Below are 25,221 nucleotides of genomic sequence, written 5' to 3'. Positions count from 1 at the left end.
GTTTTGTGGCTTATTAGTTTGGCGACCGATCTGATCGCGTAAACCGCATTGAGTTCCTTCGTTTTGGTGATCTACTGTTTGGAACAGTTATTTAGAGTGGATTAATGTTAATGGCTGGATTTTATATCAAATTGATAATTCCACTTTTCCGTTGGATGATGAAATAAAGGTCTTGGAGAAAATTGTTTCCAATGGAGGATTGCAGTGGGATGTTTCAAATCATCATTCTTTTTTGTTTTGTAGGGCTGAAAATGATGGCGATATTTTGTGTTTCACAACTCTTTTGTTTTTACTATGTTTTTCGATATTATTTGAATGGCATATCTATATGGTGTCAGAGGGCGCAGCTATTTTTCAGCGACTTGCGATTATAGATGGCGTTATATACTTTATGGGTGGGAAAGAGTCTGTAGAGAGTGGAATGTTACTGATTGAGAAGTTTTGTGAAGTATCAGAATGCCATGAAAGGTAAGCTATTTTTATCTATTGGATTAATAGTTATTGTTGTTTCTATAGTGCTTTTTGTTGTTTTTTCAGATTATTCAACTATTGATAAGTGCTTGGATAATGGTGGACGATGGGATTCTTCGCAACAAGAGTGTGAGTATTGATAGCCAAATATCCGTGATATTGCGATTAGGTCGCGCTTGGCATTTTGCAGCTTGACCACTTGGGATGGCCGAAAGTGGTTACCAACCAGAGGTGGGCCAGGCTGGAGCACATGCAACTTTTGAAGCTATAGGGTGGTTTTGACATTATGAGTATTCTAGTTCGGTTGACAAATACACCAAATTTGCTGTTGCTAATGATTGGTGCTGGGTTTATCGCTCCTTTTTTCGCATTAGTAGGCTTGACTTCGTCCATTTCTGAATATAGTGGAGGGCAGGTGTTTTTTTACTTGTTCAGCTCAATTTTTGCGATAGTTTCCTCTGGTATGCTGTTTTTAAAAATGAGATTTTCTAGGCTGTGTTTTTTAATCGCATTTGCACTTAGCTGCTTACCTACTTTATTTGAAGAATATAAGCATGGATTGGAAGGGCTAATTATGATGACTTGCATGATGTTTTTTATCTTTTTTATACTTTTTGTCTATCTTTTCAAGAGTAAAGAGGTTGTTAAGTATTTGGCTAATTAGAGGTTACCTTGTTTAGGTTGTGACAAGTGACTAATTTATAAAGGCTGCAATTGCAGCCTTTACGTTGTGGAACACTTCTTGCTGAACAGCTGCATAGCGCCAATTTACTGTCAGGGTTGTCATGCAGTTAGCCAGTGTTTTTAATAAATTCGACCGCACCCATTTAGCCTATGCCAAGGGTATAGCTACACCGCTGTTTATTCTTGCCGCTTTGGCGATGATAGTACTGCCGTTGCCGCCCTGGCTGCTGGATATGCTGTTTATCTTTAACATTGCGCTGGCGTTAGTGGTGCTGCTGGTAACCATTTATAGCCTGCGCCCGCTAGATTTTGCTGTTTTTCCCAGTGTGCTGCTTATTGCTACCATTTTGCGGTTGGCGCTTAACGTTGCCAGTACCCGGGTGATCCTGATGGAAGGCCACCAGGGCGAGGCGGCTGCAGGTAAAGTTATTGAAGCCTTTGGTTCGGTGGTTATCGGCGGTAACTTTGCTGTAGGTCTGGTGGTATTTATTATTCTGGTGATTATTAACTTTATTGTAATTACCAAAGGCGCCGGGCGTATTGCTGAAGTTTCTGCCCGTTTTACCCTGGATGCGATGCCGGGTAAACAAATGGCGATTGATGCTGATCTGAACTCCGGCCTTATTACCCAGGAAGAAGCCCGGACACGGCGGGATGATGTTACCAGTGAAGCTAACTTTTATGGCTCAATGGACGGTGCCAGTAAGTTTGTTAAAGGTGATGCCATTGCCGGTATTGTGATTATGGTGGTCAGTATTGTCGGTGGCTTATTTATCGGTATGGTGCAGCACGGTTTAACCTTTGGCAATGCACTGGAAATTTATACCCTGCTGACTATCGGCGATGGCCTGGTGGCACAAATCCCGGCATTGTTGTTATCTATCGGTACTGCCATAGTGGTAACCCGGCAGAATAAATCTGAACAAATGGGCTCGCAGGTAGTGGCGCAACTGGGTACTACGCAGGTGCTGACAGTGGCTACTGCCGTTCTGGTTATTATCGGTATTGTTCCGGGTATGCCACACTTTGCGTTTTTGTCTATGGCGGCCGTATTGGGCGGCATTACATACCTTATGCATAAACGTCAGCAAAAACAAAGTACTGAACTGGTTAGCCGTAATACGCAGGAGCTTACACCGGTTGAGTCTAATGTGGTTAAAGAAATTGGCTGGGACGATGTACAGGGCGTTGATACTATCGGCCTGGAAGTGGGCTACCGTTTAATTCCGCTGGTAGATAAAGCCCAGGGCGGTGAGCTGTTAAGCCGTATTAAAGGTGTGCGCAAGAAACTATCGCAAGAGCTGGGTTTTCTTATTCCGGCCGTGCATATCCGTGACAATCTGGATTTAGAGCCCAACAGCTACCGTATGACATTAATGGGTGTTACCAGCGGAGAAGGTGAGCTGCGCCATGATAACGAGCTGGCAATTAACCCGGGCCAGGTATTTGGTACTGTTAAAGGTATCGCCACTAAAGATCCTGCTTTTGGCCTGGATGCAGTATGGATTAGTAAAGATCAGCGCGAGCATGCCCAAACACTGGGTTATACCGTAGTGGATGCCGCGACAGTAGTGGCAACCCACTTAAGCCAGATTTTAACTAACCATGCTGCCAGTTTACTGGGCCATGAAGAAGTACAAAACCTGCTGGATATGCTTGCCAAGCATTCTCCCAAACTGGTCGAAGGTTTAGTGCCGGATACACTGGCGTTAACCACAGTGGTTAAAGTGCTGCAAAACCTGCTGCAGGAAGGCGTTCCTATCCGTGATATGCGTACCATAGTGCAAACACTGGTGGAATATGGCGCTAAAAGTCAGGATGTCGATGTACTTACTGCGGCTTGTCGTATTGCGCTGCGCCGGCTTATCGTGCAGGAAGTGGGCGGCAGCCGCAAAGAAATACCGGTTATTACGTTTGCGCCGGAACTTGAGCAGATGCTGCATCAGTCAATGCAGGCCGCCGGTAATGATGGTGCCGGTATTGAACCTGGCCTGGCAGACCGTATTCAGCAGTCGCTGCAGGACGCCCATCAAAACCAGGAACTTAGCGGTGACAGCGCAGTATTGCTAACGTCAGGAATTTTACGCTCAGTAATGGCACGATTCGTGAAATACACCATTCCAGGGCTGCGGGTATTGTCTTATCAGGAAATACCCGACGATAAACAAATTCGAATTGTCAGCGTTATAGGCCAGGCAAACTAGGAGTTAACTCATGAAAATCAAACGCTTTGTAGCAAAAGACATGCGCACAGCATTACAGGAAGTAAAAGAATTCCTTGGAAGCGACGCCATTATTTTGTCAAACAAAAAAGTTGCTGAAGGTGTTGAAATCGTTGCGGCGATTGATCATGAGCCTGCTCCAGCTGTCAAAGCGGCTGCTGTTGCGCCCAAACGCACTGAGCCACGCCTGCAGATCACCGTAGCAGATGACGATGAAACAGAAGCACCGGCAGACTCGTTAAAGGCTTTACTGGCGCGGCAAATGATTAAACAGCAAAAAAACACTCAGCCCGCGGCTGCCGCAACACAGAAAAAAGATGTACAGCTTGCCACGCAGTTTGAGCGTCAAAGTTCCGGCGTTGCAGCTAACGCCAGCAGCGGTGTCAGTACCGTGCAGTTTACTGAATTGACGAAACAGCAGGATCAGCAAGCTAAACTGCTTCAGCAACAAATGGACGCCATGCGCAATGAAATGTTGTCTATGCGTCAGTTATTACAGCATCAGGTGTCTGGTTTAATGTGGCAGGAGTTGGCACGGCGTGAGCCGGTACGGGCGTTAGTGATTGAAAATTTACAGCAATTGGGTTTGTCTGAGCAGGTTGCCGATCAATTAGCATGCTTTATGCCGGAAGATCTTAACACCACTGATGCCTGGGATGCCGCGCTGGAATTATTGGCGGGCCAGTTAAGCACAACAAATGATGATATTTTACGCCGTGGTGGCGTAGTGGCGCTGGTTGGCCCAACCGGCGTGGGTAAAACCACGACAGTGGCAAAGCTGGCTGCAGAATTCGCCAAGCGCCATGGGGCCGATCAGGTGGCACTGATCACCACCGACAGCTATCGTATAGGTGCTTTTGAGCAACTGGCTACGTTTGGTCGTATTATTGGTTGCCCGGTTAAGCAGGCGAAAGATAGCGACGAGCTGGCATTGTTAATTAATCAGTTACAACAACGCAAACTTATACTGATAGATACTGCCGGTATGAGCCAACGTGATGTGAGGCTGGCAGAAAAACTTGCATCTCTGGTACACAATAGTCGTGTCAAAATAAAAAGTTATCTGGTATTGTCTGCGACATCGCAAGCAAGGGTTATGCAGGAAAGCGTAATGCATTTCAAACGCATCCCTTTATCTGGTTGTATTTTCACCAAACTTGACGAATGCTTAAGCTTGGGGGAAGTTATAAATGTTGCTATTGCCAATGCGTTACCGGTTAGCTACCTGACCAACGGTCAGCGGGTACCCGAAGATATTGCTGTGGCCCAGGCAAAAACGCTGGTGCAGCAGGCAGAAACGTTACGTGTCGCGCAAAGTAGTACGGTTCATCAGTGGTATAACGACGGCATGAACCGCGCGGAAGGAACCTATGCATAGTCATGAAAATATTGATGATCAAGCCAGTGGCCTGAGAAAAATGAATAAGCAGATGGTAAAAGTAATATCAATTACAGGTGGCAAAGGCGGCGTAGGTAAAACTAACGTTTCGCTTAACCTCGCCATGGCGCTATCCCAGTTGGGAAAAAAAGTGCTGGTGTTGGATGCCGACCTGGGCTTAGCCAACTGCGATGTCATGCTTGGGCTGCGGGTAGAAAAAAACCTGTCGCATGTGTTATCAGGCGAAGTAGAGCTGGATGATGTCATTATCGACGGCCCCTTCGGCATTAAAATTATTCCTGCTACCTCCGGCTCTCAAAGTATGACAGAACTGGCACCGGCAGAACACGCTGGTCTTATCCGGGCGTTCAGCGAGTTAAAAACACCGGTAGACGTACTGCTGGTTGACACTGCTGCGGGTATTTCCGACATGGTGTTAAGTTTTTCCCGTGCCTCGCAGGATGTGCTGGTAGTTGTGTGTGATGAGCCATCATCTATCACCGATGCCTATGCGCTGATGAAAATCCTCAGCCGTGACCACGGCGTAGAAAAGTTTAAAATTGTAGCCAATATGGTACGCAGTTTAAAAGAAGGCCAGGAGCTTTTCGCTAAACTTACACGGGTAACAGATCGTTTTTTAGATGTTAATCTGGAACTGGTTGCTGTCATCCCCTACGATGAAAATGTGCGTAAAGCCGCCCGTAAGCAAAAAGCTTTTATTGATATTTTTCCAAAAACGCCGGCGAGTATGGCGATCAAAAGTCTGGCTTTAAAGGCGGGTAAATGGCCTTTACCTGCTGTTGCATCGGGGCATCTGGAATTTTTCCTGGAGCAGTTGGTTCAACCACATACTGATCGGGGGCTGGTGTGAACAGTAAACTTGCTGCCTATGGTGGTGTTGACCACATGCAACAATTGGTTGAGCGCCATGCGCCGCTGGTAAAACGTATTGCCTACCATTTGCTGGCCCGTTTACCCGCCAGTGTGCTGGTTGACGATTTGATCCAGTCAGGCATGATTGGCCTGATAGAGGCGGCAAAAAACTTTGACGGCAGCAAAGGTGCCAGTTTTGAAACCTTTGCCGGGATCCGGATCCGCGGGGCTATGCTTGACGAAATGCGCCGGGGTGACTGGACTCCACGCTCTGTGCACCGCAATGCCAGGCTGATAGCCGAAACCATAGCTGAACTTGAATCGCAACATGGCCGTGATATAAAAGATATTGAAGTTGCTGAAAAACTTGATATATCTTTAGATGAATATCATCATATGCTCAGCGACATCAGTAGTGGCCGTATTATTGGTATAGAAGACTTAGGTATTTCCGAGGATGTGTTAGTAACCTCGGACGATACAGAAGGGGATCATTTGTATGAATCTCAGGCCAATGAAAGCTTCCACCAGGATTTAGTTAAAACAATCAGTAATTTGCCAGAGCGGGAAGCTTTAGTGCTTTCGCTGTATTATAATGACGAGCTAAACTTAAAAGAGATTGGGGCAGTGCTTAATGTCAGCGAGTCCCGGGTTAGTCAAATTCATAGTCAGGCATTGGTCAGATTGAAAGCCAGAATGCAGGATTGGTTGTAAGCTATTCTGAGATAAAAAGTAATATCTCGTCGGAGGGGATTTTGGATAAAAACATGAAAATTCTTGTGGTAGATGATTTTTCAACCATGAGACGCATAATAAAAAATCTGTTGCGTGACCTTGGCTTTACCAATGTGTCAGAAGCTGACGATGGCAGTACGGCTTTGCCAATGCTGCAAAACGGCGATTTTGACTTCGTAGTGACCGACTGGAACATGCCGGGTATGCAGGGCATTGATTTATTGCGTGCTATTCGCGCCGATGCCAAGTTAAAGCACATACCGGTATTAATGGTTACCGCTGAAGCGAAAAAGGAGCAGATCATTGCAGCAGCACAAGCTGGTGTAAATGGTTATATCGTTAAGCCGTTTACGGCTGCAACCTTGCAAGAGAAGTTAGCTAAAGTATTCGAACGGATCGGCTAACCGTAGCTGACAAAGGAGTGATGCCATGTCTGCGATTACGGCGCCTGTAATTTCTCTGGACCAAGCGCGGGAGCTGGTACAGCTCCTTGAGATGGGCGAAAACGAAACAGCTAATCAAATGGTACAGCAACTGGCTGTACCAGGTTCGTCAGAGTTATTTGCTGAAGTAGGTAAACTTACCCGGCAACTACATGACTCACTAAAAAATTTCCAGATAGACCCTTCACTGAATAATCTGCTAGAAGAAGATATTCCAGATGCCAAAAAGCGGCTGAATCATGTTATTGATATGACAGAGCAAGCAGCTAACCGCACTATGGATGCAGTAGAATCCTGCCTGCCAATAGCCGACCAACTGAGCCAGCAACTGGGTAAAATTCAGCCACAGTGGCAAAAGTTAATGCAGCGGCAACTACAGTTGGGTGAGTTTAAGCAGCTGTGCCATACGCTGGATAATTTTTTACTGCATGCAAATACTGATTCGGGCACCTTAAACGCATTACTGACAGATGTATTGATGGCACAGGATTATCAGGATCTTACCGGGCAGATTTTGCGCCGGGTAATTGAGCTGGTACGTGAAGTAGAAGAAAGTTTGATTGGCCTGCTAACGGCGTTTGGTCAATCCAGTATGATGGTGTCTGCTGAAGCTAAACCAGCAAAAAGTAAGCCTAAAGCACATGAAGCAGAAGGGCCTATTATTGATGCAGCAGAACGTGATGACGTGGTAAGCGGTCAAGATGATGTCGATGATTTGTTATCCAGTTTGGGTTTTTAACAGAGGTGTCTTTGCATGAGCTTTGATATGGATGAGGATATACTGCAGGACTTCCTGGTTGAAGCCGGTGAAATCCTCGAACTGTTACAGGAACAGCTGGTAGAACTGGAAAATAATCCTGATGACGCTAATTTGCTTAATGCCATTTTCCGTGGATTTCATACCGTAAAGGGCGGCGCCGGTTTTTTGTCGCTAACCGAACTGGTTGATGCCTGCCATGGTGCAGAAAATGTGTTTGATATACTGCGTACCGGTAAGCGCCGTGTTACCCCTGAACTTATGGACGTTATTCTGCAATCGCTTGACAGCATTAATGCGATGTTTGTGGAAGTGCAAAACCGCCAACCGTTAACGCCAGCTTCTGCTGCGGTGCTAGAGGCGTTACATCATTACAGCGAGCCGGAATCTGCTGCTAATCCTGCACCGGTGGTAAAAGCTGCGCCTGTGGCAAAAGCTGAGCCTGTCGTAAAAGCTGAACCTGTCGTTGCTGCCGATATCGCGCCCGGCGGGACAGTGGATGATATCACCGAAGAAGAATTTGAACGCATGATGGATGAGCTGCATGGTAAAAAAGGCTCACCCACTTCCACCGCTGCGCCAGCATCTGCACCTGCCGCAGCCGCCAGTGCCAATAACAGTGATGACATCACAGACGATGAATTTGAAGCAATTCTTGACCAGTTACATGGTAAAGGCTCGTTTATTCCTGATACTGCCGCTGCAACTCCGGAAAAAACACCAAAAGCTCCGGCAAACAATACTAAAGCAGATGATGAAATAGACGATGCTGAGTTTGAAGCGCTGCTGGATCAGTTACACGGTAAGGGTAAAGCACCGGTTGCTGTAGAAACAAAATCAGCGCCAGCCAGCCAGGCTGCACCGCCAGCTAAATCAGAAGAAACAAAAGCTGTAGCTGCACCTGCAGCGGATAAAGCAGCGGCACAGCAGCAAGCTGCGCAAGCAGAAACGACAGTGCGGGTAGATACCAAGCGGCTGGACCAGATTATGAATATGGTGGGCGAGCTGGTATTGGTGCGTAACCGTCTGGTGAGTTTGTCCGGAACGGCGCAAAACGAGGAAATGAGTAAAGCTATCTCTAACCTGGATGTTGTTACTGCTGATATTCAGGGCGCTGTAATGAAAACCCGGATGCAGCCGATTAAGAAAGTATTTGGCCGCTTTCCCCGCGTGGTACGTGATTTGGCCCGTTCGCTGCAAAAAGACATTGAACTGGTGCTGGAAGGTGAAGATACCGATCTGGATAAAAACCTGGTAGAAGCACTGGCCGATCCTTTGGTGCACTTAGTACGTAATTCAGTAGACCACGGTATAGAGCTGCCGGATGTGCGGCAAAAAGCCGGTAAAAAACGTACCGGTATCGTAAAACTGGCTGCGGCTCAGGCTGGCGATCATATTTTATTGACTATTCATGACGATGGCGCCGGTATGGATCCGGAAAAACTAAAAGGTATCGCCATAAAACGCGGTATTCTTGACGTTGATGCCGCAGCAAGGATGTCTGATACTGAAGCCTTTAATCTGATTTTTGCACCGGGGTTTTCTACCAAAGAACAAATTTCAGATATCTCCGGCCGCGGCGTCGGCATGGACGTAGTAAAAACAAAAATTACCCAGCTTAACGGTACTGTGCATATCCACTCTAAAATGGGTGAGGGCACTTTACTGGAGATTAAAGTGCCACTGACGCTGGCTATTTTGCCCACGCTGATGGTTGTTGTTGGTAAGCAAACGTTTGCTCTGCCACTGGCTGGGGTCAGTGAAATTTTCCATCTGGATCTGAATAAAACCAACGTCGTTGATGGCCAGTTAACCGTAGTAGTGCGTAATAAAGCTATTCCGCTATTTTTCCTTGAGCACTGGCTGGTTAAAGGTTCTGACAAAAAACGCCGCCGTGAACAGGGCCATGTGGTAATAGTGCAAATTGGTACCCAGCAGGTTGGCTTTGTAGTGGATTCTCTGATAGGCCAGGAAGAGGTAGTTATTAAACCTCTGGATGCACTGCTGCAGGGCACTCCGGGTATGGCCGGCGCGACTATTACTTCTGATGGTGGTATCGCCTTGATCCTGGATGTACCAAACTTGCTGAAGCACTATGCGAAGAAATCAAAAATTAAGTTTGATCGCTTCAATAAAATGACCGCCTAAAGAGAGAAAACTATGCCAATTAGGGTGTTAGTAGTTGATGATTCGAGTTTTTTCCGTCGCCGGTTAACAGAGATTCTGGCGAAGGATGGCGACATCGACGTTATTGACACTGCCAATAATGGCAGAGAGGCAGTTGATAAAGCTATAGCGCTAAAGCCTGATGTGATTACGATGGACGTAGAAATGCCGGTGTTAGACGGCATTTCTGCGGTGCGCGAAATTATGCAGCAACAGCGTATTCCTATTCTGATGTTTTCGTCATTAACCCATGAAGGCGCCAAGGCGACCTTTGATGCGCTGGAAGCTGGCGCAGTGGATTTTTTGCCGAAAAAATTTGAAGATATTGCCCGTGACAAAGATGAAGCCAGCCAGCTACTGCGTGACAGAGTAAAAGCCGTTGCCCGCAAACGCACTTTGGGCAGGCAAACTTTCAGCAACACACCTCTGGCTTCGCGCCCGGCACCCGCTGCCAGCGACAGTAGCCGGTTGTCAGAGCGCCCGGCATTAACCCGTAGCAGCTTTGAACGACCTAAGTTAAATGAGCGGGTCGGTTCACGCGGGGCTTTTCAGGCCAGCGGTAAAAGCTATAAGCTGGTTGCAATTGGCACCTCTACCGGCGGGCCGGTGGCGCTACAGCGTATTATCACTGCGTTACCTGCAGATTTTCCGTTACCTATAGTATTGATCCAGCATATGCCAGCTGCCTTTACCGGTGCTTTTGCCCAGCGGTTAAATTCGTTGTCAAAAATTGAAGTGCGCGAAGCGCAAGATAACGATGTGCTGCGGCCCGGTGTGGCGTATCTTGCCCCCGGCGGTAAACAAATGCTGCTTGAAGGTCATGATAGTTCCTGCAGGTTGCGGATTAAAGAAGACGACTCACCACGCATAACATTTAAACCCAGTGTTGATATTACTTTTGCAACAGCCGCTAAAGTTTTTAGCGATAAAGTGCTGGCAATTGTGCTTACCGGTATGGGAGCCGATGGCCGCGAAGGCGCAAGACTGTTAAAACAATGCGGTGCCCGTATCTGGGCACAGGACGAAGCCAGCTGTGTAGTTTATGGGATGCCGCAGGCTGTTGCTGCTGCAGGCCTGATGGATGAAGAAGTTAGCCTGAACGAAGTAGCCATGCGGCTGATCACGGAATTAAAACATGGATAAGCTGGCGATCAGCGGTTTTTTACTGGCCGTTATTGCTGTAGCCGGAGGCTTTGTTATTGAAGGTGGCAGCCTGGCTACGTTACTGCATTTCCCGGCTTTTCTTATTGTGTTTGGCGGTACAGTAGGGGCGGTCATGCTGCAGACCCCCTTGTCGCAATTTAAACTGGGGTTAAAAATATTGCCCTGGGTGATCCGCCCGGCGCAGATGCCGCTGGAGCATACAGCGCAGCGTATCGTGCAGTGGGGCAGCGCTGCCCGTGGTAGCGGTTTTTTGGCACTTGAGCAGGATGCACTGGCTGAGCACGATGCATTTTTACACCGCGGCCTTAATTTACTGGTGGATGGTGTTGAACCCAAAGCTTTACAAGACACATTGGATGCTGAGCTGACTCTTGAGCGTGAGCGTTTGCTGCGTGGTGCCCGGATATTTGACGCTATGGGCGGTTATAGCCCTACTATCGGTATCGTTGGTGCTGTGCTGGGCCTTATTCAGGCTATGTCGAATATCTCCGAGCCGCAGTTATTAGGTCAGGGTATTGCTACGGCATTTGTTGCCACTATTTATGGCGTCGGTTTTGCGAATCTGCTGTTTATTCCGGTAGGCAATAAGCTAAAAAGCCTGGTACAGCAACGTACTTTGTATCACGAGCTGATTATTGAAGGTCTGGTGTCTATCGCCTATGGCGAAAATCCGCGTAATATTGAACGTAAGCTGGCCGCTTACCACCCGGGTTAGCAGCGATGTACCGGCATAGGCAAAAACACACACAGATAGAGCCTGAGCAGTTAGATCGCTGGCTGGTGTCATACGCTGATTATATGACGCTGATGTTTGCGCTTTTTGTGGTGCTGTATGCCATGTCGATAGTGAAAGAAGAGCAATACAGTGTACTGGCAGACAGCCTTACCCGGATGTTTGAAAAGCCAGAGCAGCAAAATACCGGCGTGCAGGGGCAATCGGTATTAACTCATGCTGAGCCGCAAAGCGAGCTGGATTTATATGGCACCTCGCTGGAGCAGGCAAAAGGCCCAAGCTTAGTGGCTGATGCCAAAAGATTATCAGAAATCAATGAAACCCGGCTGGGCAGCCCCTTGCAGGCGGTAGAGCAGCAACTGACAAAAGCTTTGGCTAATTTGCTGGAGCAAGGGCTGGCAAAAATAGAACAGGATGAAAACTGGCTGACTATAGAGCTCAACAGCGGCCTGTTATTTGCCAGTGGCAGTGCTACGGCAACCAGTTCAGCACAAACGCTGCTAACTGAAATTACTCGGATTATTAACCCCATCAGCAACTTTATCCGTGTACGGGGTTATACTGATAATCAGCCTATTAATAATGAACTGTTTTCGTCAAACTGGGAGTTGTCGGTTAGCCGTGCTACCTCAGTGCTGCGAATATTAGAACGTAGCGGTACTGCACCGCAGCGGCTTGCCATTGAAGGTTTTGGCCAGTATTACCCCTTTGGCCCGAATGATACAGAGCAGGGTCGGGCGGCTAACCGTAAAGTGGTGATTGCCATTTCCCGCTATGGTTACCAGCCTGAAGAAATTCCCCCGGTTCAGCCAGAGCCTGCTGATAAAGCAGAAGAGGGGATACGGCAGCAATTAGAGCAGGTAACGCAGGACGATGGCAGTATTCGTGTTATTGCCCTGCCTGGTGGCGGTATTCGTATCACCACGCGCCAGGATAACCCGGATGCAAAACCTCCAGAACAACAGGAACCCTGAAGTGGTCATTTGGACAGTAGCGAATCAGAAAGGCGGAGTGGGCAAAACCACTACTACAGTAACGCTGGGCGGTTTACTGGCAGAGCGCGGCTATAAAGTCTTGCTGGTAGACACTGATCCGCATGCGTCTCTTACCTATTATTTTGGTATTGACGCCGAAGAGCTGGAAGTTAGCGTATACGATATTTTTATTCGTGGTAAAGACATTACCAGCGAAGAAATTTTGCAGTCATTATGCCCAAGTGGTGTAGCTAATCTGGATATTCTGCCTTCATCTATGGCGCTGGCTACACTGGACCGCTCGCTGGGCAACAAAGGCGGCATGGGCCTGATGCTGAAAAAAGCATTGCAGAAAATTAATACAGAATATGATTATGTGCTAATCGACTGCCCGCCGGTGATGGGCGTACTGATGGTAAATGCTATTGCTGCCTGTGATCGTATTCTGATCCCGGTGCAAACTGAGTTTCTGGCATTAAAAGGCCTGGAGCGGATGATCGCCACCATGGCATTAATGCGTACTTCGCAGAAAAAAGATTATGCTTTTACTATCATCGCAACCATGTATGACAAACGCACTAAAGCATCGCTTGAAGCCTATAAAGAGCTGAAAAGCAAATATCAGGAAAAAGTCTGGTCAGCGGTAATACCTGTAGATACCAAGTTTCGTGATGCCAGTCTGGCAGTAACACCACCCAATGTGCATGCGCCGGGTAGCCGGGGGGTTTTTGCCTACAACACCCTGCTGACATATTTACTGCAACTGGCTGCGGAGTAAGGCATGAGTAATTTAATCGCCAGTCAGAAGGTTATGCAGCACTATTTGTCTGCGCTGTTAACCGAAGATGAACCCATAGCGCCTGCAGCAGAAGTGGCGATAGCAGAGCAAAAAAAACAACAACTAAATGAGTTGCTGGCTCAGGCTGTAGTCACTGAAGTAGTTGCAGAAACAGTAACTAAAGCCAAAGTCGCTGCCCCGGTGGTTGCAGAAGCTGATGCAATGGCAGCGTTAAAAGCAAAATTTGCCGAGGCAGAAGCGTCACAGGCACTACAACAACGTGCCGTACCGGTTTCTGAGCGCATTATCAGCACAGTATCAAAACCCGTACCACCGACGCCACCGGCAGTCGCGGCTGCGCCGGTAAAAGACTACCGTCGGGGCCGGTTTCAGGCACTGTTTTTTGATGTAGCGGGCTTAAAAGTTGCCGTGCCACTTAAAGAATTGGGCGGTATTCACCAGATTGGCAGTATAAACAGCCTGATCGGCAAACCCCAATGGTTCAAAGGCGTGATGTTGTATCGCGAACAGAAAATTAGTATTGTCGATACCGCACGTTGGGTTATGCCAGAAAAATATGATCAGAGTTTGCAGCAAAAGCTAAACTATCAATATGTTATTATGCTTGGCAACAGTAACTGGGGCCTGTGTTGCGAAACACTGGTTAATACCTATGTACTGGAGCAGGATGACGTAAAATGGCGTGAAGCCGAAGGCAAGCGGCCCTGGATGGCAGGCCTTATCAAAAAGCATATGTGTGTACTGCTGGATGTGGACGCTATGATTGATTTATTGAACCGTGGTCTGGATATCAGTGCATAATCAGACAAGGATTTATACAGGAGCTGTGCATGAGCAATTTAACCAAGCAATCGGTAAATAAAGCCGATGCTGCTGATATCGTGTTGCAATGGGTAACCTTTAAACTGCAGGAAGAAACCTACGGTATCAATGTGATGCAGGTGCAGGAAGTGCTGCGCTATACCGAGATTGCTCCGGTACCGGGTTCACCGGACTATGTGTTAGGTATTATTAACCTGCGCGGTAATGTGGTAACGGTTATTGATACCCGTACCCGTTTTGGCCTGGAGCCAGACGAAATAACAGATAACAGCCGTATTGTTATTATTGAGGCAGAAAAACAGGTGATTGGTATTCTGGTCGACAGCGTGGCCGAAGTGGTGTACCTGAAACAGTCTGAAGTGGATACCGCACCAAATGTAGGTACAGAAGAAAGCGCCCGTTTTATTCAGGGCGTATCTAACCGCGAAGGTGAACTACTGATCCTGGTCGATTTAAACAAACTGCTCAGTGACGAAGAGTGGGAAGAGATCGGCGCTATCTGATATGACGTTACCGGTGTTTGCTATTGCTGTCATACTGTTGCTGGCAGTGCTTGTTCTTACTGCTGTCTGGTGGTTAGGGCGTTTACAACGCAACTGGCAGCAGCAGTTACAGCAACTGGAGCAACAGCTTGATTTTAAAGCACAGCAATTGCAGCAAACCCGGCACGAGCTGGAAGAGTTAAGAGCCGGTGTTATCGGGGTTGGACAACGGGTATTACAGTTAGATGCTAACATTAATACCGTTAACCAGCAGCTGCAGGCGCTGGCTGATAAGCAACAGGCATTAGAGCTTACGGATCCCGAGTCAAAAATATACAGCCGGGCCATGAAAATGGTGCAGCTGGGGGCCGACTTAGACGAAATTATCCGCGAATGCGAATTGCCCAGAGCCGAAGCTGAATTACTGTATAACCTGCATCAGGAAAAAAAATAGCCTTAACTTAACCTCAGCTTTTAATATCTATTCGCTGGTGAATATTATGCCAGTTCTCCGGAAACTTACCCTGCAACACATATGAAAACGCAATCAGCTCTGCAATAACAATGTAAAGTTGTTGCGGAATTTGCTCGCCCAGTTCCAACTTAGTCAGCAGTTTGCTTAGTTCCTCATCCTGGTGAATTAACACTCCATGCTCGCGCGCCAGCGCAACAATTTCATCAGCCAGTTCTGCATGCCCCTGGGCTGTAACCGTAGGTGCCTGCTTACCTTCGTATTGCAGGGCAGTTGCACTGCGTTGTGTTTTGTTGTCGTCGGTTGCCACTAAGGCTCCTTATACTTTAATGGCCAGCAGGCTGTTGGCACGCGGTAAAATGGTGTCGGGTATTTTACCCAGAGTACACTCTGCTTGTGTTACCTCTAAACCCTGAGCTTTACAACGATCACTGAGTAAAGGTAAAAACTTATCTGCCTGCTGCTTAGCCTGCACTTCATCGGTATAAAACTGTAGCTGTAATTGTTGCTGCTGTAACTTTGCGACTACCATCAGTTGGCCCAGCTGTTTTAAATCGAACTTCATGGTCAGTTGCCACAAGGTTTGTTTTTCGCCCTGTTGCTTACCATCTGCCTCGCGTTGCTCCAGCAGCAGTTGGCTAAATACGCTCTGGCCGCCTTGCTGTATCGGCAATTGCAGTAACAGCTGTTGTGTCTGGGTGTTGTTGTCTAGCGTAGCCAGTTGGCTTTGTTGCAAGATGCTGCTATGGCCGGCCAGTTGGCGCAGCAAGCTGCTGGCCTGGCCCGGTTCCAATTGGCTAACCAACTGCGCCAGAGGTTTATTCGCCGGTTGCGTTGCTGCTGCCAGAGGTTTTTGCAATAAATGGCCCAGCAGCAACTGTATCGCTGCAGCCAGTGCACCGCCGCTGGTTTGGGCGCTGGGCGCAGGTTGTAGGGGCTGAAACTGCAGCAGGCTGGTTAACTGATTAATCAGTTGTTGTGGCGGCTGCACTTTATCTGCTCCTGGCTGGCTTTGTCGCACCAGCTGCAGAATCTGTTGTACTGCTTGTGGCAGTTCAGGCAGGCTGGCCAGAGTGTCAGCCTGCACAGGCATAAGTGGCAACAAGTGGCGCCATGCCTGTTGTACTAATTGTTGTGCCAGTGGTGCCTGCATTGTTGGGTTTGCTGCTTTTACCACTGCAGCTGTGCTGTTGCTATTAAACTGTAACGGCCGGCTAAGTGCCTCTGCTGTTATTGTTACACTGGCCGGGGTTTTTAGCGGCTGTAATAACAATTGCCATTGGCCAGCCTGCTGTTGTAAGTGCATTTGGTAGGGCTGAGAACCGATATTTACGCCGCCAGACACAGGCAACTGGCTGAGAAATTGCTGAGCGGTTGCGGGTATTGCTGTGGTGCTTCTGGCCGGTTGATTAAACAGTTGCAGCAATTGTTGCAGTATGGCGCTTTGCCCGGCTTTATTCAGGCTTAGCGGTATTGCAGCCAGATTGTTGTTAGCTACTGTGGTTGCCCCGGCTTTGCTATTGGCTGGGAGTATTTGTAATTGCAGAACCAGTTGCTGGCGCTCTGCTTTTATGTCCAGCAGCAACTGCGGTGGTAAAGTTTTGCTATCGCCAGCTAATGAACCAGCGGCGCCACTACTGGCAAATTGTTGCATCAGTGCCGCCTGAACGTTGGCCGGTAACCGCAGCACAGCATTGCCAAGTTGCAGCGCCAGGCCTTGTTGTTGGGGTAATACATTAACCGCAATGGGTGTTACAAGCGCAGGCTGGGCAGCGGAGCCTGGCACACCGGCAGATAACACCGAGGACAGCAATTGTTGCGCCTGTACGGCACTCAGTGTCAGCGTAACGGGCGCTGATGCTGATTGCAGCACCAGTTGCAACTGGCCATTGCCTTGCGGCACAAATTGCAATTGTACATTCGCCTGCCGGGGTATTGTGTGCGAAAGCGGGTTTGGTGCTGCCATGCCAGGTGTACCGGTTAAGGCTGTTTGTACACTACTTTGTGTCTGGAGACTGGCTTGCAGCATGGCCTGCACATTGGCTGGCAGGTTAGCCGGCAGGGTAATTTGCAGTGGCGCGCGCGCGGCTGGCAGTTGCAGGCCAAACTGACCGTTAGTCAGCTGTTGCACCTGAGCCTGATATACCTGTGCTACCACCAGCTTTAATATCGCCGGTTCGGTTTTTGTACCCGGACTAAGCTGAAACAGCTTATCCAGATTGATCTGGTTCATATTTTGCCTGTTTTGTTCTGCTGTGTACTGTCGCTGCATTCGTATTATGACGCCAATATGGTAATATGCGCGCAATTTTTCCTATCGTCGATAGCCAGAGGCCAGTGATTAAACATCAGCCCTTTTCCGTACCAGTTGGCCAGTTGCTGCTGCAGGCTCAGTCACTTAGCTGTATCCGGCAAGACAGAGTGCTGTTTGAGCAACTGTCGTTACAAGTGCACGCCGGTGAGCTGTTACAGGTAGCCGGTAAAAATGGCGCCGGTAAAAGCTCTTTGTTGCGGTTGCTTGCTGGCCTGGCTGCGCCTGACGAAGGGCAATTGTTTTATTGCCAAAAGCTCTTAGCTGATGTTGCCACAGATTACGCCACCAACCTGTGTTATATCGGCCACCATAGCGGTATTCATGAGCAATTAACGGCACTGGAAAATCTGGCATTCTGGCGCGCGGCTGCCGGGTTGCCGCAGGCAGATGATTTTGCTCTGCTGGCAACACTCGGGCTGGCCGGGCTGGAAGATATTCCTTGTCGTATGTTATCCGCCGGGCAACAACGGCGGGTATCGCTGGCGCGGTTGTGGTTTAGCCGCAGCCAGCTGTGGATTTTAGACGAGCCTTTTACTGCACTGGATCAATCAGCTATTGCGATGTTGCAGCAGTTTTTTCTGCAACATTTAACCTGTGGCGGCGCTATTATTCTTACCACGCACCAGCCGCTTAGTATGGTGTATGACGGCCTTAATACCGTGGAGCTGGCGTACCGATGGTAACTCTGGGACCTTTTTTAAAGCGCGAATTGCGCCTGCTGGCACGACAAAAAGCTGACTGGCTAAACCCGGTACTGTTTTTTGTTATTGTGCTAAGTTTATTTCCGCTGGGCGTTGGGCCTGAGCCAAATTTGCTACGTATTATTGCACCCGGAGTGATCTGGATAGCAGCATTGCTTAGTGTACTGCTGGCCGCCGAAAGGCTGTTTAAAGATGATTACCGTAACGGAGTGGTAGAGCAACTGGTGGCGTCACGCCAGCCGCTGTTAGCTTTTGTGCTGGCCAAATTACTGGCCAACTGGCTAAGTACCGGTTTGCCTCTGGTGTTGCTATCGCCTTTGGTTGCCCTGTTGCTTAACGTTGATATGGCCAGCTTTACTGCTATGGTACTAACTTTGCTGTTAGGCACGCCGCTGCTGAGTTTGCTCAGTGTGCTGGGCGCAGCACTTACGGTGTCGGCCGATAAAGGTGGCATTTTACTGGCACTACTGATTCTGCCGCTGTATATTCCGCTGCTGATATTCGCCAGTGCGGCGATGGAGGCGGCCGGTATGGCGCTGCCGTATCACGGACAGCTGGCCGTGATGCTGGCTATGTTGTTATTTGCGTTGGCACTGGTACCGGTTGCGGTAACCAGTGCACTGAAAATAAATGTGAGCTGATATGTTTAAATGGTTGCATCCTTACGCTAAGCCTGAAACCGTTTACCACCTGTGTGGCCGCCTTATGCCCTGGTTAATGGGTGCTGCGCTGCTATTGCTGCTGCTTGGCAATATCTGGGGCCTGGCATTTACACCGCCCGATTACCAGCAGGGCGACAGTTACCGCATTATTCATTTGCATGTACCCGCGGCCATTATGTCGATGGGCACTTATTCGGCTATGGCGATAGCTGCTTTTACTGCACTGGTGTGGCAGGTAAAAGTAGCACAGTGGTCGGTGCTGGCTATTGCGCCTATTGGTGCGGTATACACAGCAATAGCACTGATAACCGGTATGGCCTGGGGTAAACCGATGTGGGGAACCTGGTGGGTTTGGGATGCCCGTTTAACGTCAGAGCTTATTCTGTTGTTTCTTTATCTTGGCGTAATAGCGTTAAGCGGCGCGTTCTCAGACCGGCAAACCGGGGCTAAGGTTGCCTCTTTGCTGGCTGTGGTGGGGGTTATTAACCTGCCTATTATTCATTTCTCAGTAGAGTGGTGGAACACTTTGCACCAGGGGGCGTCTATAACCAAGTTTGCCAAACCGTCGATTGATCCAAGCATGTTATGGCCACTGTTGATCAGCATACTGGCATTTAAAATATTAATGCTGGCGTTACTGTGTATGCGGCTGCGTACGGCAATACTGGTAAACGAGCAGCACCGGCCCTGGGTTAAAGCAATGGCAGGAGACTAAATATGTATTTTCAGTCATGGGCAGAATTTTGGGCAATGGGCGGTTATGGCCTCTTTGTCTGGTTATCTTTTGGCAGCAGTTATATCATGCTGGCTGCCTTAGTTTGGTACAGTCAGTACCAGCACAAACAATTCAAGCGCCAGCTCAGTGCAAAGCTGGCCCGCGAAAAACGCCTTCAGCAGTATCAGGAGCAAACAGACTAATGCAGCCAAGACGTCAGAAACGCCTGTTCGCCATTTTGTTGGTTATTGGTTTACTCACCGGCGCCGTAGCAGCCATGCTTTATGCTCTGCAGCAGAATATCGATTTATTTTATACACCCTCGCAGTTAGTGGATGGTCTGGGTAAAGATAAAATAAAGCCTCAGGTTGGCCAGCGCCTGCGTATTGGCGGTATGGTGGTTGCCGGCTCAGTAAAGCGTGATCCTGAGTCATTGAAAGTCAGTTTTGATCTGGTTGATACCGGCCCATTGGTTACTGTGATCTACGAAGGTATTCTGCCGGATTTGTTTCGTGAGGGGCAGGGCATAGTGGCACAAGGCGTGTTGCAGGATGCCACAACCATTAAAGCATCTGAGGTGCTTGCCAAGCACGATGAAGAATACATGCCGCCGGAAGTTGCCGAAGCCTTAAAAGGTATCCGGCATGTGCCGCCGTCACAGCAGCAACCTGCCAGCGGGAGCTATTAATGATTGTTGAAGCCGGTCAGCTGGCGCTGACATTTGCCTTTGCACTTTCGCTGTTACTGGCAATTTTGCCCTTGTATGGCAGCTTTGTCGCTAACCAGCGTATGTTGTTGCTGGCCAAACCGCTGGCTTTAGGCCAGTTTTTGTTTTGTTTGCTGGCAATGCTGGCACTGATTTATGCCTTTCGTACTAACGATTTTACTGTAGTTAACGTCGCGCAAAACTCCAGCACCACCTTGCCCTGGTATTACCAGATCACTGCCAGCTTTGGCTCGCACGAAGGCTCTATGCTGTTATGGGTACTGATGCTGGCAGGCTGGACAGCCTTAGTTGCCCAGTTTTCCAAAGCCTTACCTTTATTGCTGCTGGGCCGTATTCTGGGCATTTTAGGTATTATTTGCGTCGGCTTTATCGCTTTTTCGTTGTTTATGTCCAATCCGTTTGAGCGCAGCCTGCCGTTTTTCCCGGTTGAGGGGCGCGATCTGAATCCGCTGTTGCAGGATTTTGGCATGATCATGCACCCGCCTACATTGTATATGGGCTATGTTGGCTTTGCTGTGGCCTTTGCCTTTGCTATAGCTGCACTGATGGGCGGCCGCTTTGATAGTGTATGGGCGCGTTGGGTACGGCCCTGGGCATTAGCGGCCTGGTTATTTCTTACGCTGGGTATCATGCTCGGTAGCTGGTGGGCATATAACGAACTGGGCTGGGGCGGCTGGTGGTTCTGGGACCCGGTAGAAAACGCTTCTTTTATGCCCTGGCTGGCAGGTACAGCATTAATTCACAGTTTGGCGGTAACTGAAAAACGCGGCACCTTTAAAAGCTGGACAGTGCTACTGGCACTGGCTGCGTTTGCGCTTAGCCTGGTAGGAGCCTTTTTAGTCCGCTCTGGCGTATTGGTGTCAGTGCATTCATTTGCTACTGATCCGGGCCGGGGCATGTACCTGTTGGTATTTTTGCTGCTGGTAGTAGGCGGTTCGCTGTTGTTGTACGGCATGCGGATGAATTCTGTCCGCTCGCAGGCGCGCTATCAGCTGTTTTCGCGCGAGATGGTGCTGTGGGGCAATAATATATTTCTGCTGACGGCTTGCTTAATTGTGTTTCTCGGAACGTTATTTCCGTTATTCCATAAAGAACTGGGTTTAGGCTCTATTTCTATCGGCGAGCCGTTTTTCAATCAGATGTTTTACTATTTAACCATCCCGTTTGCACTGATGCTGGGCTTAGGCCCATGGGTACGCTGGAAGCAGCAACAGTTTACGCCTTTGGTTAAACCGCTTGGCCTGGTAGCTGTAGCGTCTTTGGTGCTGGCGCTTGGTGTGCTGGCCAGTATGCAAAGTGTGCAGGCTAACCTGGCGTTACTTGGCATGTTACTGGGAGCCTGGGTGGGCGTATCGGCACTGGCAGAGGTAATGTTACGCATGCGCCAGTTCGGTTCAGTAACACAGGGTATGACCAAACTTAATGCCAGCCACTATGGCATGACATTGGCACATATTGGCTTTGCTGTGCTGGTGATTGGTGTTGCTATGACCAAAACCTACACCGAAGAGCGCGATGTACGGATGGAGGAAGGCGATACTGCCACACTGGCCGGTTATCAGTTTACGCTGGTAGACGTGTATGATCTGGACGGGCCTAACTATGGTGGCCAGGCTGCAGAGCTTGATGTGCGCAAAGATGGCCGCTATATAACGCATTTGCATGCTGAGAAACGTTTTTACCGTATTCAGCGCACCATTATGACTGAAGCTGCGGTACATGCCCGTTTAAGCCGTGACTTGTATGTGTCGTTGGGGGAAGAATTACCCGGCAATGCCTGGGCGCTGCGTATTCAGGTTAAACCCTTCGTGCGCTGGATTTGGCTCGGAGGCTTGCTGATGTCATTAGGCGCTTTACTGGCCTTGGCAGATAAACGTTACCGGCGGAAAACGCCACCGGCAATCAAGCAGGAGGTAGCTAATGCGTAAGCTGTTTTTTTATGTCCCGCTGGCTCTGTTTTTGCTGCTGACGGTATTTTTGCTCAGTGGCTTGTTTTCTGATCCGCGTGAACGTGAATCAGCCAGCCTGAATAAAGCGCTGCCTGAATTTGCGCTGGCAGATCTGATGCAGCCGCAACAGATCTGGACGCCACAGCAACTGCACGGCGAAACTTTTTTGCTTAATGTCTGGGGAACCTGGTGCCCAACCTGTAATGCTGAGCTGGGTTATCTTACCGAGCTGCGCAAACAAGGGGTTAAAATTGTTGGCCTGTACTATGAGCTGCCGCGCGATCCTACCTTTGATACACCTTTTAATCTTAAAACATTGCAGCAGGACGTAGCGCAAAAACTGCAGCAAAACGGCGATCCTTACCAGTTTAATATTCTTGATTTAGAGCGCAGTTTATCGCTGGATTTAGGCGTTAGCGGCGCACCCGAAACCTTTTTGGTAGACGCTGACGGCATCGTACGGGCACATCATATTGGTGATATTAACCCGCGAATATGGCGCGCCAAACTGGCACCGCTGTATCAGCAGTGGAGCCAGCCATGAAATACCTGATTGCGACAGTAATATTGCTGTTAAGCGGTGCACTGAATGCGCAGGAGTTATTGCAGTTTGATAACGACAGCCAGCGTGATTTATACCGCAGCTTAACGGCAGAGCTACGCTGCCCGCAGTGTCAGAACCAGAATATTGCTGATTCTAATGCCATAGTGGCAGTAGATATGCGGCAAAAAACTTACGAGCTGGTACGTCAGGGCCAGGAGCGGCAGCAGGTATTAGATTACATGATTAACCGCTACGGCGATTTTGTGCATTATCAGCCGCCACTGAACCGCTATACGCTGTGGTTGTGGTTAGCCCCGGTGCTGATGCTGGCATTGTTGCTCGGTACGGCAATTTACCGCCGTAGCCGGCAGCCACAACATAATGCTGATACTAAAAGCGAGTTAAATACTGAGCTGGATCAGCTGATTAAACGTTACCGGAGTAAAAAGCCATGATGTGGCCGTTGTTATCTGCTGCTGTATTGATGTTATTGTTAAGCGCAACAGTGTTGTTCTGGCCCCGGCGTAGTACAGAATTACCATTGCAAACTCCGGCCCAGCTATTTGAAGAACGCCTGCAGTTGCTGGCACTGGCACGTGATGCCGGTGAGCTGGCCGAGCAGGACTTTGACAGTGCGGCGCAGGAACTGAAAAGCCAGTTTTTGCTGCAACAGCAGCAGTTAGCGCAAACAGATAACAGCCGCACGAACTGGCGTTTGCCGTTAGTGCTGTTAGTGCTTACTTTGCTGATAGTGGCCGGTGTCTATGCCAGTACCGGGCATTATCGCCAGTTGCAGCAATGGCAGCAGGCCCAGCAAAATTTATCTCAATATGGTGAGCGGGCCTTGCTGAACCAGGGCGAACCGTTATCAGATCAGGAAGTGGAGCTGTTTGCATTAGCACTGCGCACCCGCTTAGCTAACGAAGGCGATGATGCCGTAGCCTGGATGTTGCTGGGCCGTATCCGCATGTCGCAGGGTGTGCTGGAGCAGGCTGTTGCTGCTTTTGAAAAAGCACTTAAGCTAACGCCGGAGCGCGCACCGTTGTTACTTAGTTATGCGCAGGCATTAATTCTGCTGGGTGATGACGACAGCCTGGCCAGAGCCGGGCGCGCAGTAGCCAGAGTATTAAGCCGTGATACAGAAAATACTGATGCCTTATCACTGATGGCGCTGATTGCCTATGAAAAAGGCGATGTTACCGAAGCCGCCAGCGCCTGGCAGATTTTATTAAGACAATTACCAACAAATGACCCGCGCTATGCTGTGGTGCAGCAGCGTTTAGACGAGCTTAATATTGATGAAATGCCGCAAGGGCGCCAGATTAGCGTTACATTGTATGTTGACCCGGCATTAAAACAGGCTAATCCGAATGCCAGCCTGTTTTTGTTTGCTAAAGCGGTGGAGGGGGCGGCATTGCCTCTGGCAGTACAACGTATTCCTTTACCTTCCGGTGAGCAGCAACTGATGCTTACTGAACAAATGGCAATGCAGCCTGGCTGGAGTCTGGCTAATGCTGATAAGGTGCAGGTTGTTGCCCGTATGTCGTTGTCTGGTACTGTAGAACAGCGCCCTGGTGATATTCAAACGGCTTCAGATGTTTTATCGTTTTCTGATGATCCCTTGCTTTCTGTTTCGTTAAAACTGGAACCTTAATATGCGTAAATCGTCGTGTTTGGCCGTGTTATTGCCGTTAATGCTGCTGGTTACCGGCTGTGCAAGTAAACCTGATAATGCACAAACCCAGCAGCACAATAATTACCGGGATAGCCGTGATCCGTTAGAAACTATTAACCGGCCGCTGTGGGACTTTAACTACGACATTCTGGACACGTATTTGCTGCGTCCGGCAACGGTAGGTTATATGACAGTAGTTCCCAAGCCTGCGCGAAAAGGCTTAGTGAATGTGGCCAGTAACCTCAGTGAGCCAGCCAGTTTTGTAAATGGAGCCCTGCAGGCAAAACCAGACCGCGCGGCTATCAGCGCAGGGCGTTTTCTGGTAAACAGCACACTTGGTCTGTTTGGTTTATTTGATGTTGCAACCCGAATTGGCCTGGTAGAGCAGGATGAAGACTTTAGCCAGACACTAGCTGTATGGGGTGTGGGTGACGGCCCTTTCCTGATGTTACCGGCGCTTGGCCCTACCACTGTGCGGGGTACGGCAGGTGGTTTGGTTGATAACCTGTATTTTCCGCTGGGGCTGCTAAATACGCCGCTTACCCTTACCAGAGCGGCTATCAATGCATTAGATAGCCGTGAGCAGCTGATGTCGATGGAGAAGATGCTGGACGAGTCACTTGATCCTTATGCGTTTGTCAAAGAATCTTATTATCAGCACCAATTGTTTAAAATATATGATGGTAATCCGCCAAAGCAGGAAGAGCCTGAAGTGGATGAAAGCATCTTTGATGATTTACTCGACGATCTGTAAGTACA

28 protein-coding genes are annotated in these 25,221 nt (G+C 48.9%); 26 read left to right on the top strand and 2 right to left on the bottom strand.

Annotation, left to right across the window (positions count from 1 at the left end; all coding sequences use genetic code 11):
* The first annotated feature begins 151 nt into the window (after positions 1-151).
* The 16 genes from M2404_RS16010 (at position 152) to M2404_RS15935 (ending at position 15,157) form a co-directional block, all read left to right on the top strand.
* Entirely contained in the window at positions 152-472 is a 321-nt protein-coding gene (locus tag M2404_RS16010; RefSeq protein ID WP_259240766.1) for a hypothetical protein, read from the top strand.
* Positions 473-757: 285 nt separating this feature from the next.
* Positions 758-1,135, top strand: coding sequence for a hypothetical protein (locus M2404_RS16005; protein ID WP_259240765.1), 378 nt, complete (start codon positions 758-760; stop codon positions 1,133-1,135).
* A 121-nt stretch (positions 1,136-1,256) separates the two neighbouring features.
* Positions 1,257-3,359, top strand: coding sequence for a flagellar biosynthesis protein FlhA (gene flhA / locus M2404_RS16000; RefSeq protein WP_259240764.1), 2,103 nt, complete (start codon positions 1,257-1,259; stop codon positions 3,357-3,359).
* A 10-nt stretch (positions 3,360-3,369) separates the two neighbouring features.
* Positions 3,370-4,755: a flagellar biosynthesis GTPase FlhF gene (gene flhF, locus M2404_RS15995; protein ID WP_259240763.1), complete on the top strand. Its 1,386-nt coding sequence runs from the start codon at positions 3,370-3,372 to the stop codon at positions 4,753-4,755.
* Positions 4,748-5,626, top strand: coding sequence for a MinD/ParA family protein (locus tag M2404_RS15990; RefSeq protein ID WP_473091814.1), 879 nt, complete (start codon positions 4,748-4,750; stop codon positions 5,624-5,626). Before flhF ends, M2404_RS15990 begins: the two co-directional genes overlap by 8 nt.
* The gene (locus M2404_RS15985) at positions 5,623-6,342 is read left to right on the top strand and encodes an RNA polymerase sigma factor FliA (protein ID WP_473091813.1); all 720 of its coding nucleotides are present in this window, start codon (positions 5,623-5,625) and stop codon (positions 6,340-6,342) included. Before M2404_RS15990 ends, M2404_RS15985 begins: the two co-directional genes overlap by 4 nt.
* A gap of 53 nt (positions 6,343-6,395) precedes the next feature.
* Entirely contained in the window at positions 6,396-6,767 is a 372-nt protein-coding gene (gene cheY, locus M2404_RS15980) for a chemotaxis response regulator CheY (RefSeq protein ID WP_206109480.1), read from the top strand.
* Between the two features lie 25 nt (positions 6,768-6,792).
* Positions 6,793-7,545, top strand: a complete 753-nt coding sequence (locus M2404_RS15975) for a protein phosphatase CheZ (protein WP_215397917.1) — start codon at positions 6,793-6,795, stop codon at positions 7,543-7,545.
* Between the two features lie 15 nt (positions 7,546-7,560).
* Positions 7,561-9,711, top strand: coding sequence for a chemotaxis protein CheA (locus tag M2404_RS15970; RefSeq protein ID WP_259240762.1), 2,151 nt, complete (start codon positions 7,561-7,563; stop codon positions 9,709-9,711).
* Positions 9,712-9,723: 12 nt separating this feature from the next.
* The gene (locus tag M2404_RS15965; RefSeq protein WP_259240761.1) at positions 9,724-10,872 is read left to right on the top strand and encodes a protein-glutamate methylesterase/protein-glutamine glutaminase; all 1,149 of its coding nucleotides are present in this window, start codon (positions 9,724-9,726) and stop codon (positions 10,870-10,872) included.
* Positions 10,865-11,608 (top strand): flagellar motor protein, encoded by a 744-nt coding sequence (locus M2404_RS15960; protein WP_259240760.1) that lies wholly within the window; start codon positions 10,865-10,867, stop codon positions 11,606-11,608. The genes M2404_RS15965 and M2404_RS15960 overlap by 8 nt, the downstream gene beginning before the upstream one ends.
* A gap of 5 nt (positions 11,609-11,613) precedes the next feature.
* On the top strand, positions 11,614-12,600 hold the full coding sequence (locus tag M2404_RS15955; protein WP_259240759.1) for a flagellar motor protein MotB: 987 nt from the start codon (positions 11,614-11,616) through the stop codon (positions 12,598-12,600).
* Position 12,601: 1 nt separating this feature from the next.
* On the top strand, positions 12,602-13,378 hold the full coding sequence (locus M2404_RS15950) for a ParA family protein (RefSeq protein ID WP_259240758.1): 777 nt from the start codon (positions 12,602-12,604) through the stop codon (positions 13,376-13,378).
* Between the two features lie 3 nt (positions 13,379-13,381).
* Positions 13,382-14,200, top strand: a complete 819-nt coding sequence (locus tag M2404_RS15945) for a chemotaxis protein CheW (protein WP_259240757.1) — start codon at positions 13,382-13,384, stop codon at positions 14,198-14,200.
* Positions 14,201-14,229: 29 nt separating this feature from the next.
* Positions 14,230-14,724, top strand: a complete 495-nt coding sequence (locus tag M2404_RS15940) for a chemotaxis protein CheW (protein WP_215397923.1) — start codon at positions 14,230-14,232, stop codon at positions 14,722-14,724.
* Position 14,725: 1 nt separating this feature from the next.
* On the top strand, positions 14,726-15,157 hold the full coding sequence (locus M2404_RS15935; RefSeq protein ID WP_259240756.1) for a DUF2802 domain-containing protein: 432 nt from the start codon (positions 14,726-14,728) through the stop codon (positions 15,155-15,157).
* A 13-nt stretch (positions 15,158-15,170) separates the two neighbouring features.
* On the opposite strand, the gene M2404_RS15930 is transcribed toward M2404_RS15935, so the two are convergent.
* Complete coding sequence (locus M2404_RS15930) at positions 15,171-15,485, bottom strand: EscU/YscU/HrcU family type III secretion system export apparatus switch protein (RefSeq protein WP_259240755.1); 315 nt, start codon at positions 15,483-15,485, stop codon at positions 15,171-15,173.
* A 9-nt stretch (positions 15,486-15,494) separates the two neighbouring features.
* Complete coding sequence (locus tag M2404_RS15925) at positions 15,495-17,408, bottom strand: flagellar hook-length control protein FliK (RefSeq protein ID WP_259240754.1); 1,914 nt, start codon at positions 17,406-17,408, stop codon at positions 15,495-15,497.
* A gap of 65 nt (positions 17,409-17,473) precedes the next feature.
* Between M2404_RS15925 and ccmA the strand changes: the two genes are divergently transcribed.
* Genes ccmA through M2404_RS15875 form a run of 10 tightly spaced genes read left to right on the top strand, consistent with a single transcriptional unit; the run spans position 17,474 to position 25,216 of the window.
* Positions 17,474-18,172, top strand: coding sequence for a cytochrome c biogenesis heme-transporting ATPase CcmA (ccmA, locus tag M2404_RS15920; protein ID WP_259240753.1), 699 nt, complete (start codon positions 17,474-17,476; stop codon positions 18,170-18,172).
* The gene (ccmB, locus tag M2404_RS15915) at positions 18,166-18,831 is read left to right on the top strand and encodes a heme exporter protein CcmB (RefSeq protein WP_215397928.1); all 666 of its coding nucleotides are present in this window, start codon (positions 18,166-18,168) and stop codon (positions 18,829-18,831) included. The genes ccmA and ccmB overlap by 7 nt, the downstream gene beginning before the upstream one ends.
* Before the next feature lies 1 nt (position 18,832).
* Positions 18,833-19,567 carry a heme ABC transporter permease gene (locus M2404_RS15910; protein WP_259240752.1) on the top strand — a complete coding sequence of 245 codons (735 nt, stop codon included), beginning with the start codon at positions 18,833-18,835 and terminating at the stop codon, positions 19,565-19,567.
* Positions 19,568-19,569: 2 nt separating this feature from the next.
* Entirely contained in the window at positions 19,570-19,770 is a 201-nt protein-coding gene (gene ccmD, locus M2404_RS15905) for a heme exporter protein CcmD (RefSeq protein WP_259240751.1), read from the top strand.
* On the top strand, positions 19,770-20,255 hold the full coding sequence (ccmE, locus tag M2404_RS15900) for a cytochrome c maturation protein CcmE (protein ID WP_259240750.1): 486 nt from the start codon (positions 19,770-19,772) through the stop codon (positions 20,253-20,255). The genes ccmD and ccmE overlap by 1 nt, the downstream gene beginning before the upstream one ends.
* Complete coding sequence (locus M2404_RS15895; protein WP_259240749.1) at positions 20,255-22,222, top strand: heme lyase CcmF/NrfE family subunit; 1,968 nt, start codon at positions 20,255-20,257, stop codon at positions 22,220-22,222. The genes ccmE and M2404_RS15895 overlap by 1 nt, the downstream gene beginning before the upstream one ends.
* Complete coding sequence (locus M2404_RS15890) at positions 22,215-22,787, top strand: DsbE family thiol:disulfide interchange protein (RefSeq protein ID WP_259240748.1); 573 nt, start codon at positions 22,215-22,217, stop codon at positions 22,785-22,787. Before M2404_RS15895 ends, M2404_RS15890 begins: the two co-directional genes overlap by 8 nt.
* Positions 22,784-23,242, top strand: a complete 459-nt coding sequence (locus M2404_RS15885; RefSeq protein WP_259240747.1) for a cytochrome c-type biogenesis protein — start codon at positions 22,784-22,786, stop codon at positions 23,240-23,242. Before M2404_RS15890 ends, M2404_RS15885 begins: the two co-directional genes overlap by 4 nt.
* Positions 23,239-24,441: a c-type cytochrome biogenesis protein CcmI gene (gene ccmI / locus M2404_RS15880; protein WP_259240746.1), complete on the top strand. Its 1,203-nt coding sequence runs from the start codon at positions 23,239-23,241 to the stop codon at positions 24,439-24,441. Before M2404_RS15885 ends, ccmI begins: the two co-directional genes overlap by 4 nt.
* A 1-nt stretch (position 24,442) precedes the next feature.
* Positions 24,443-25,216, top strand: a complete 774-nt coding sequence (locus tag M2404_RS15875; protein ID WP_259240745.1) for an MlaA family lipoprotein — start codon at positions 24,443-24,445, stop codon at positions 25,214-25,216.
* The last annotated feature ends 5 nt before the right edge of the window (positions 25,217-25,221 follow it).

Source organism: Rheinheimera pacifica (genome assembly GCF_024809855.1).
GTDB lineage: Bacteria > Pseudomonadota > Gammaproteobacteria > Enterobacterales > Alteromonadaceae > Alishewanella > Alishewanella pacifica_A.
Note: the sequence above shows the minus strand (reverse complement) of the source record. Positions and strands in the feature narration are given on the sequence as shown.

Bases quoted from the DNA above. Each gene is read 5' to 3' on its own strand.
- M2404_RS15965 (WP_259240761.1), top strand. From the start codon at position 9,724: ATGCCAATTAGGGTGTTAGTAGTTGATGATTCGAGTTTTTTCCGTCGC.
- M2404_RS15960 (WP_259240760.1), top strand. From the start codon at position 10,865: ATGGATAAGCTGGCGATCAGCGGTTTTTTACTGGCCGTTATTGCTGTA.
- ccmE (WP_259240750.1), top strand. From the start codon at position 19,770: ATGCAGCCAAGACGTCAGAAACGCCTGTTCGCCATTTTGTTGGTTATT.
- M2404_RS15925 (WP_259240754.1), bottom strand. From the start codon at position 17,408: ATGAACCAGATCAATCTGGATAAGCTGTTTCAGCTTAGTCCGGGTACA.
- flhA (WP_259240764.1), top strand. From the start codon at position 1,257: ATGCAGTTAGCCAGTGTTTTTAATAAATTCGACCGCACCCATTTAGCC.
- M2404_RS15940 (WP_215397923.1), top strand. From the start codon at position 14,230: ATGAGCAATTTAACCAAGCAATCGGTAAATAAAGCCGATGCTGCTGAT.
- ccmA (WP_259240753.1), top strand. From the start codon at position 17,474: ATGCGCGCAATTTTTCCTATCGTCGATAGCCAGAGGCCAGTGATTAAA.
- M2404_RS16005 (WP_259240765.1), top strand. From the start codon at position 758: ATGAGTATTCTAGTTCGGTTGACAAATACACCAAATTTGCTGTTGCTA.
- M2404_RS15910 (WP_259240752.1), top strand. From the start codon at position 18,833: ATGTTTAAATGGTTGCATCCTTACGCTAAGCCTGAAACCGTTTACCAC.
- M2404_RS15970 (WP_259240762.1), top strand. From the start codon at position 7,561: ATGAGCTTTGATATGGATGAGGATATACTGCAGGACTTCCTGGTTGAA.
- ccmD (WP_259240751.1), top strand. From the start codon at position 19,570: ATGTATTTTCAGTCATGGGCAGAATTTTGGGCAATGGGCGGTTATGGC.
- M2404_RS15935 (WP_259240756.1), top strand. From the start codon at position 14,726: ATGACGTTACCGGTGTTTGCTATTGCTGTCATACTGTTGCTGGCAGTG.
- M2404_RS15990 (WP_473091814.1), top strand. From the start codon at position 4,748: ATGCATAGTCATGAAAATATTGATGATCAAGCCAGTGGCCTGAGAAAA.
- ccmI (WP_259240746.1), top strand. From the start codon at position 23,239: ATGATGTGGCCGTTGTTATCTGCTGCTGTATTGATGTTATTGTTAAGC.
- flhF (WP_259240763.1), top strand. From the start codon at position 3,370: ATGAAAATCAAACGCTTTGTAGCAAAAGACATGCGCACAGCATTACAG.
- M2404_RS15975 (WP_215397917.1), top strand. From the start codon at position 6,793: ATGTCTGCGATTACGGCGCCTGTAATTTCTCTGGACCAAGCGCGGGAG.
- M2404_RS15895 (WP_259240749.1), top strand. From the start codon at position 20,255: ATGATTGTTGAAGCCGGTCAGCTGGCGCTGACATTTGCCTTTGCACTT.
- M2404_RS15955 (WP_259240759.1), top strand. From the start codon at position 11,614: ATGTACCGGCATAGGCAAAAACACACACAGATAGAGCCTGAGCAGTTA.
- M2404_RS15890 (WP_259240748.1), top strand. From the start codon at position 22,215: ATGCGTAAGCTGTTTTTTTATGTCCCGCTGGCTCTGTTTTTGCTGCTG.
- M2404_RS15885 (WP_259240747.1), top strand. From the start codon at position 22,784: ATGAAATACCTGATTGCGACAGTAATATTGCTGTTAAGCGGTGCACTG.
- M2404_RS15875 (WP_259240745.1), top strand. From the start codon at position 24,443: ATGCGTAAATCGTCGTGTTTGGCCGTGTTATTGCCGTTAATGCTGCTG.
- ccmB (WP_215397928.1), top strand. From the start codon at position 18,166: ATGGTAACTCTGGGACCTTTTTTAAAGCGCGAATTGCGCCTGCTGGCA.
- M2404_RS15945 (WP_259240757.1), top strand. From the start codon at position 13,382: ATGAGTAATTTAATCGCCAGTCAGAAGGTTATGCAGCACTATTTGTCT.
- cheY (WP_206109480.1), top strand. From the start codon at position 6,396: ATGAAAATTCTTGTGGTAGATGATTTTTCAACCATGAGACGCATAATA.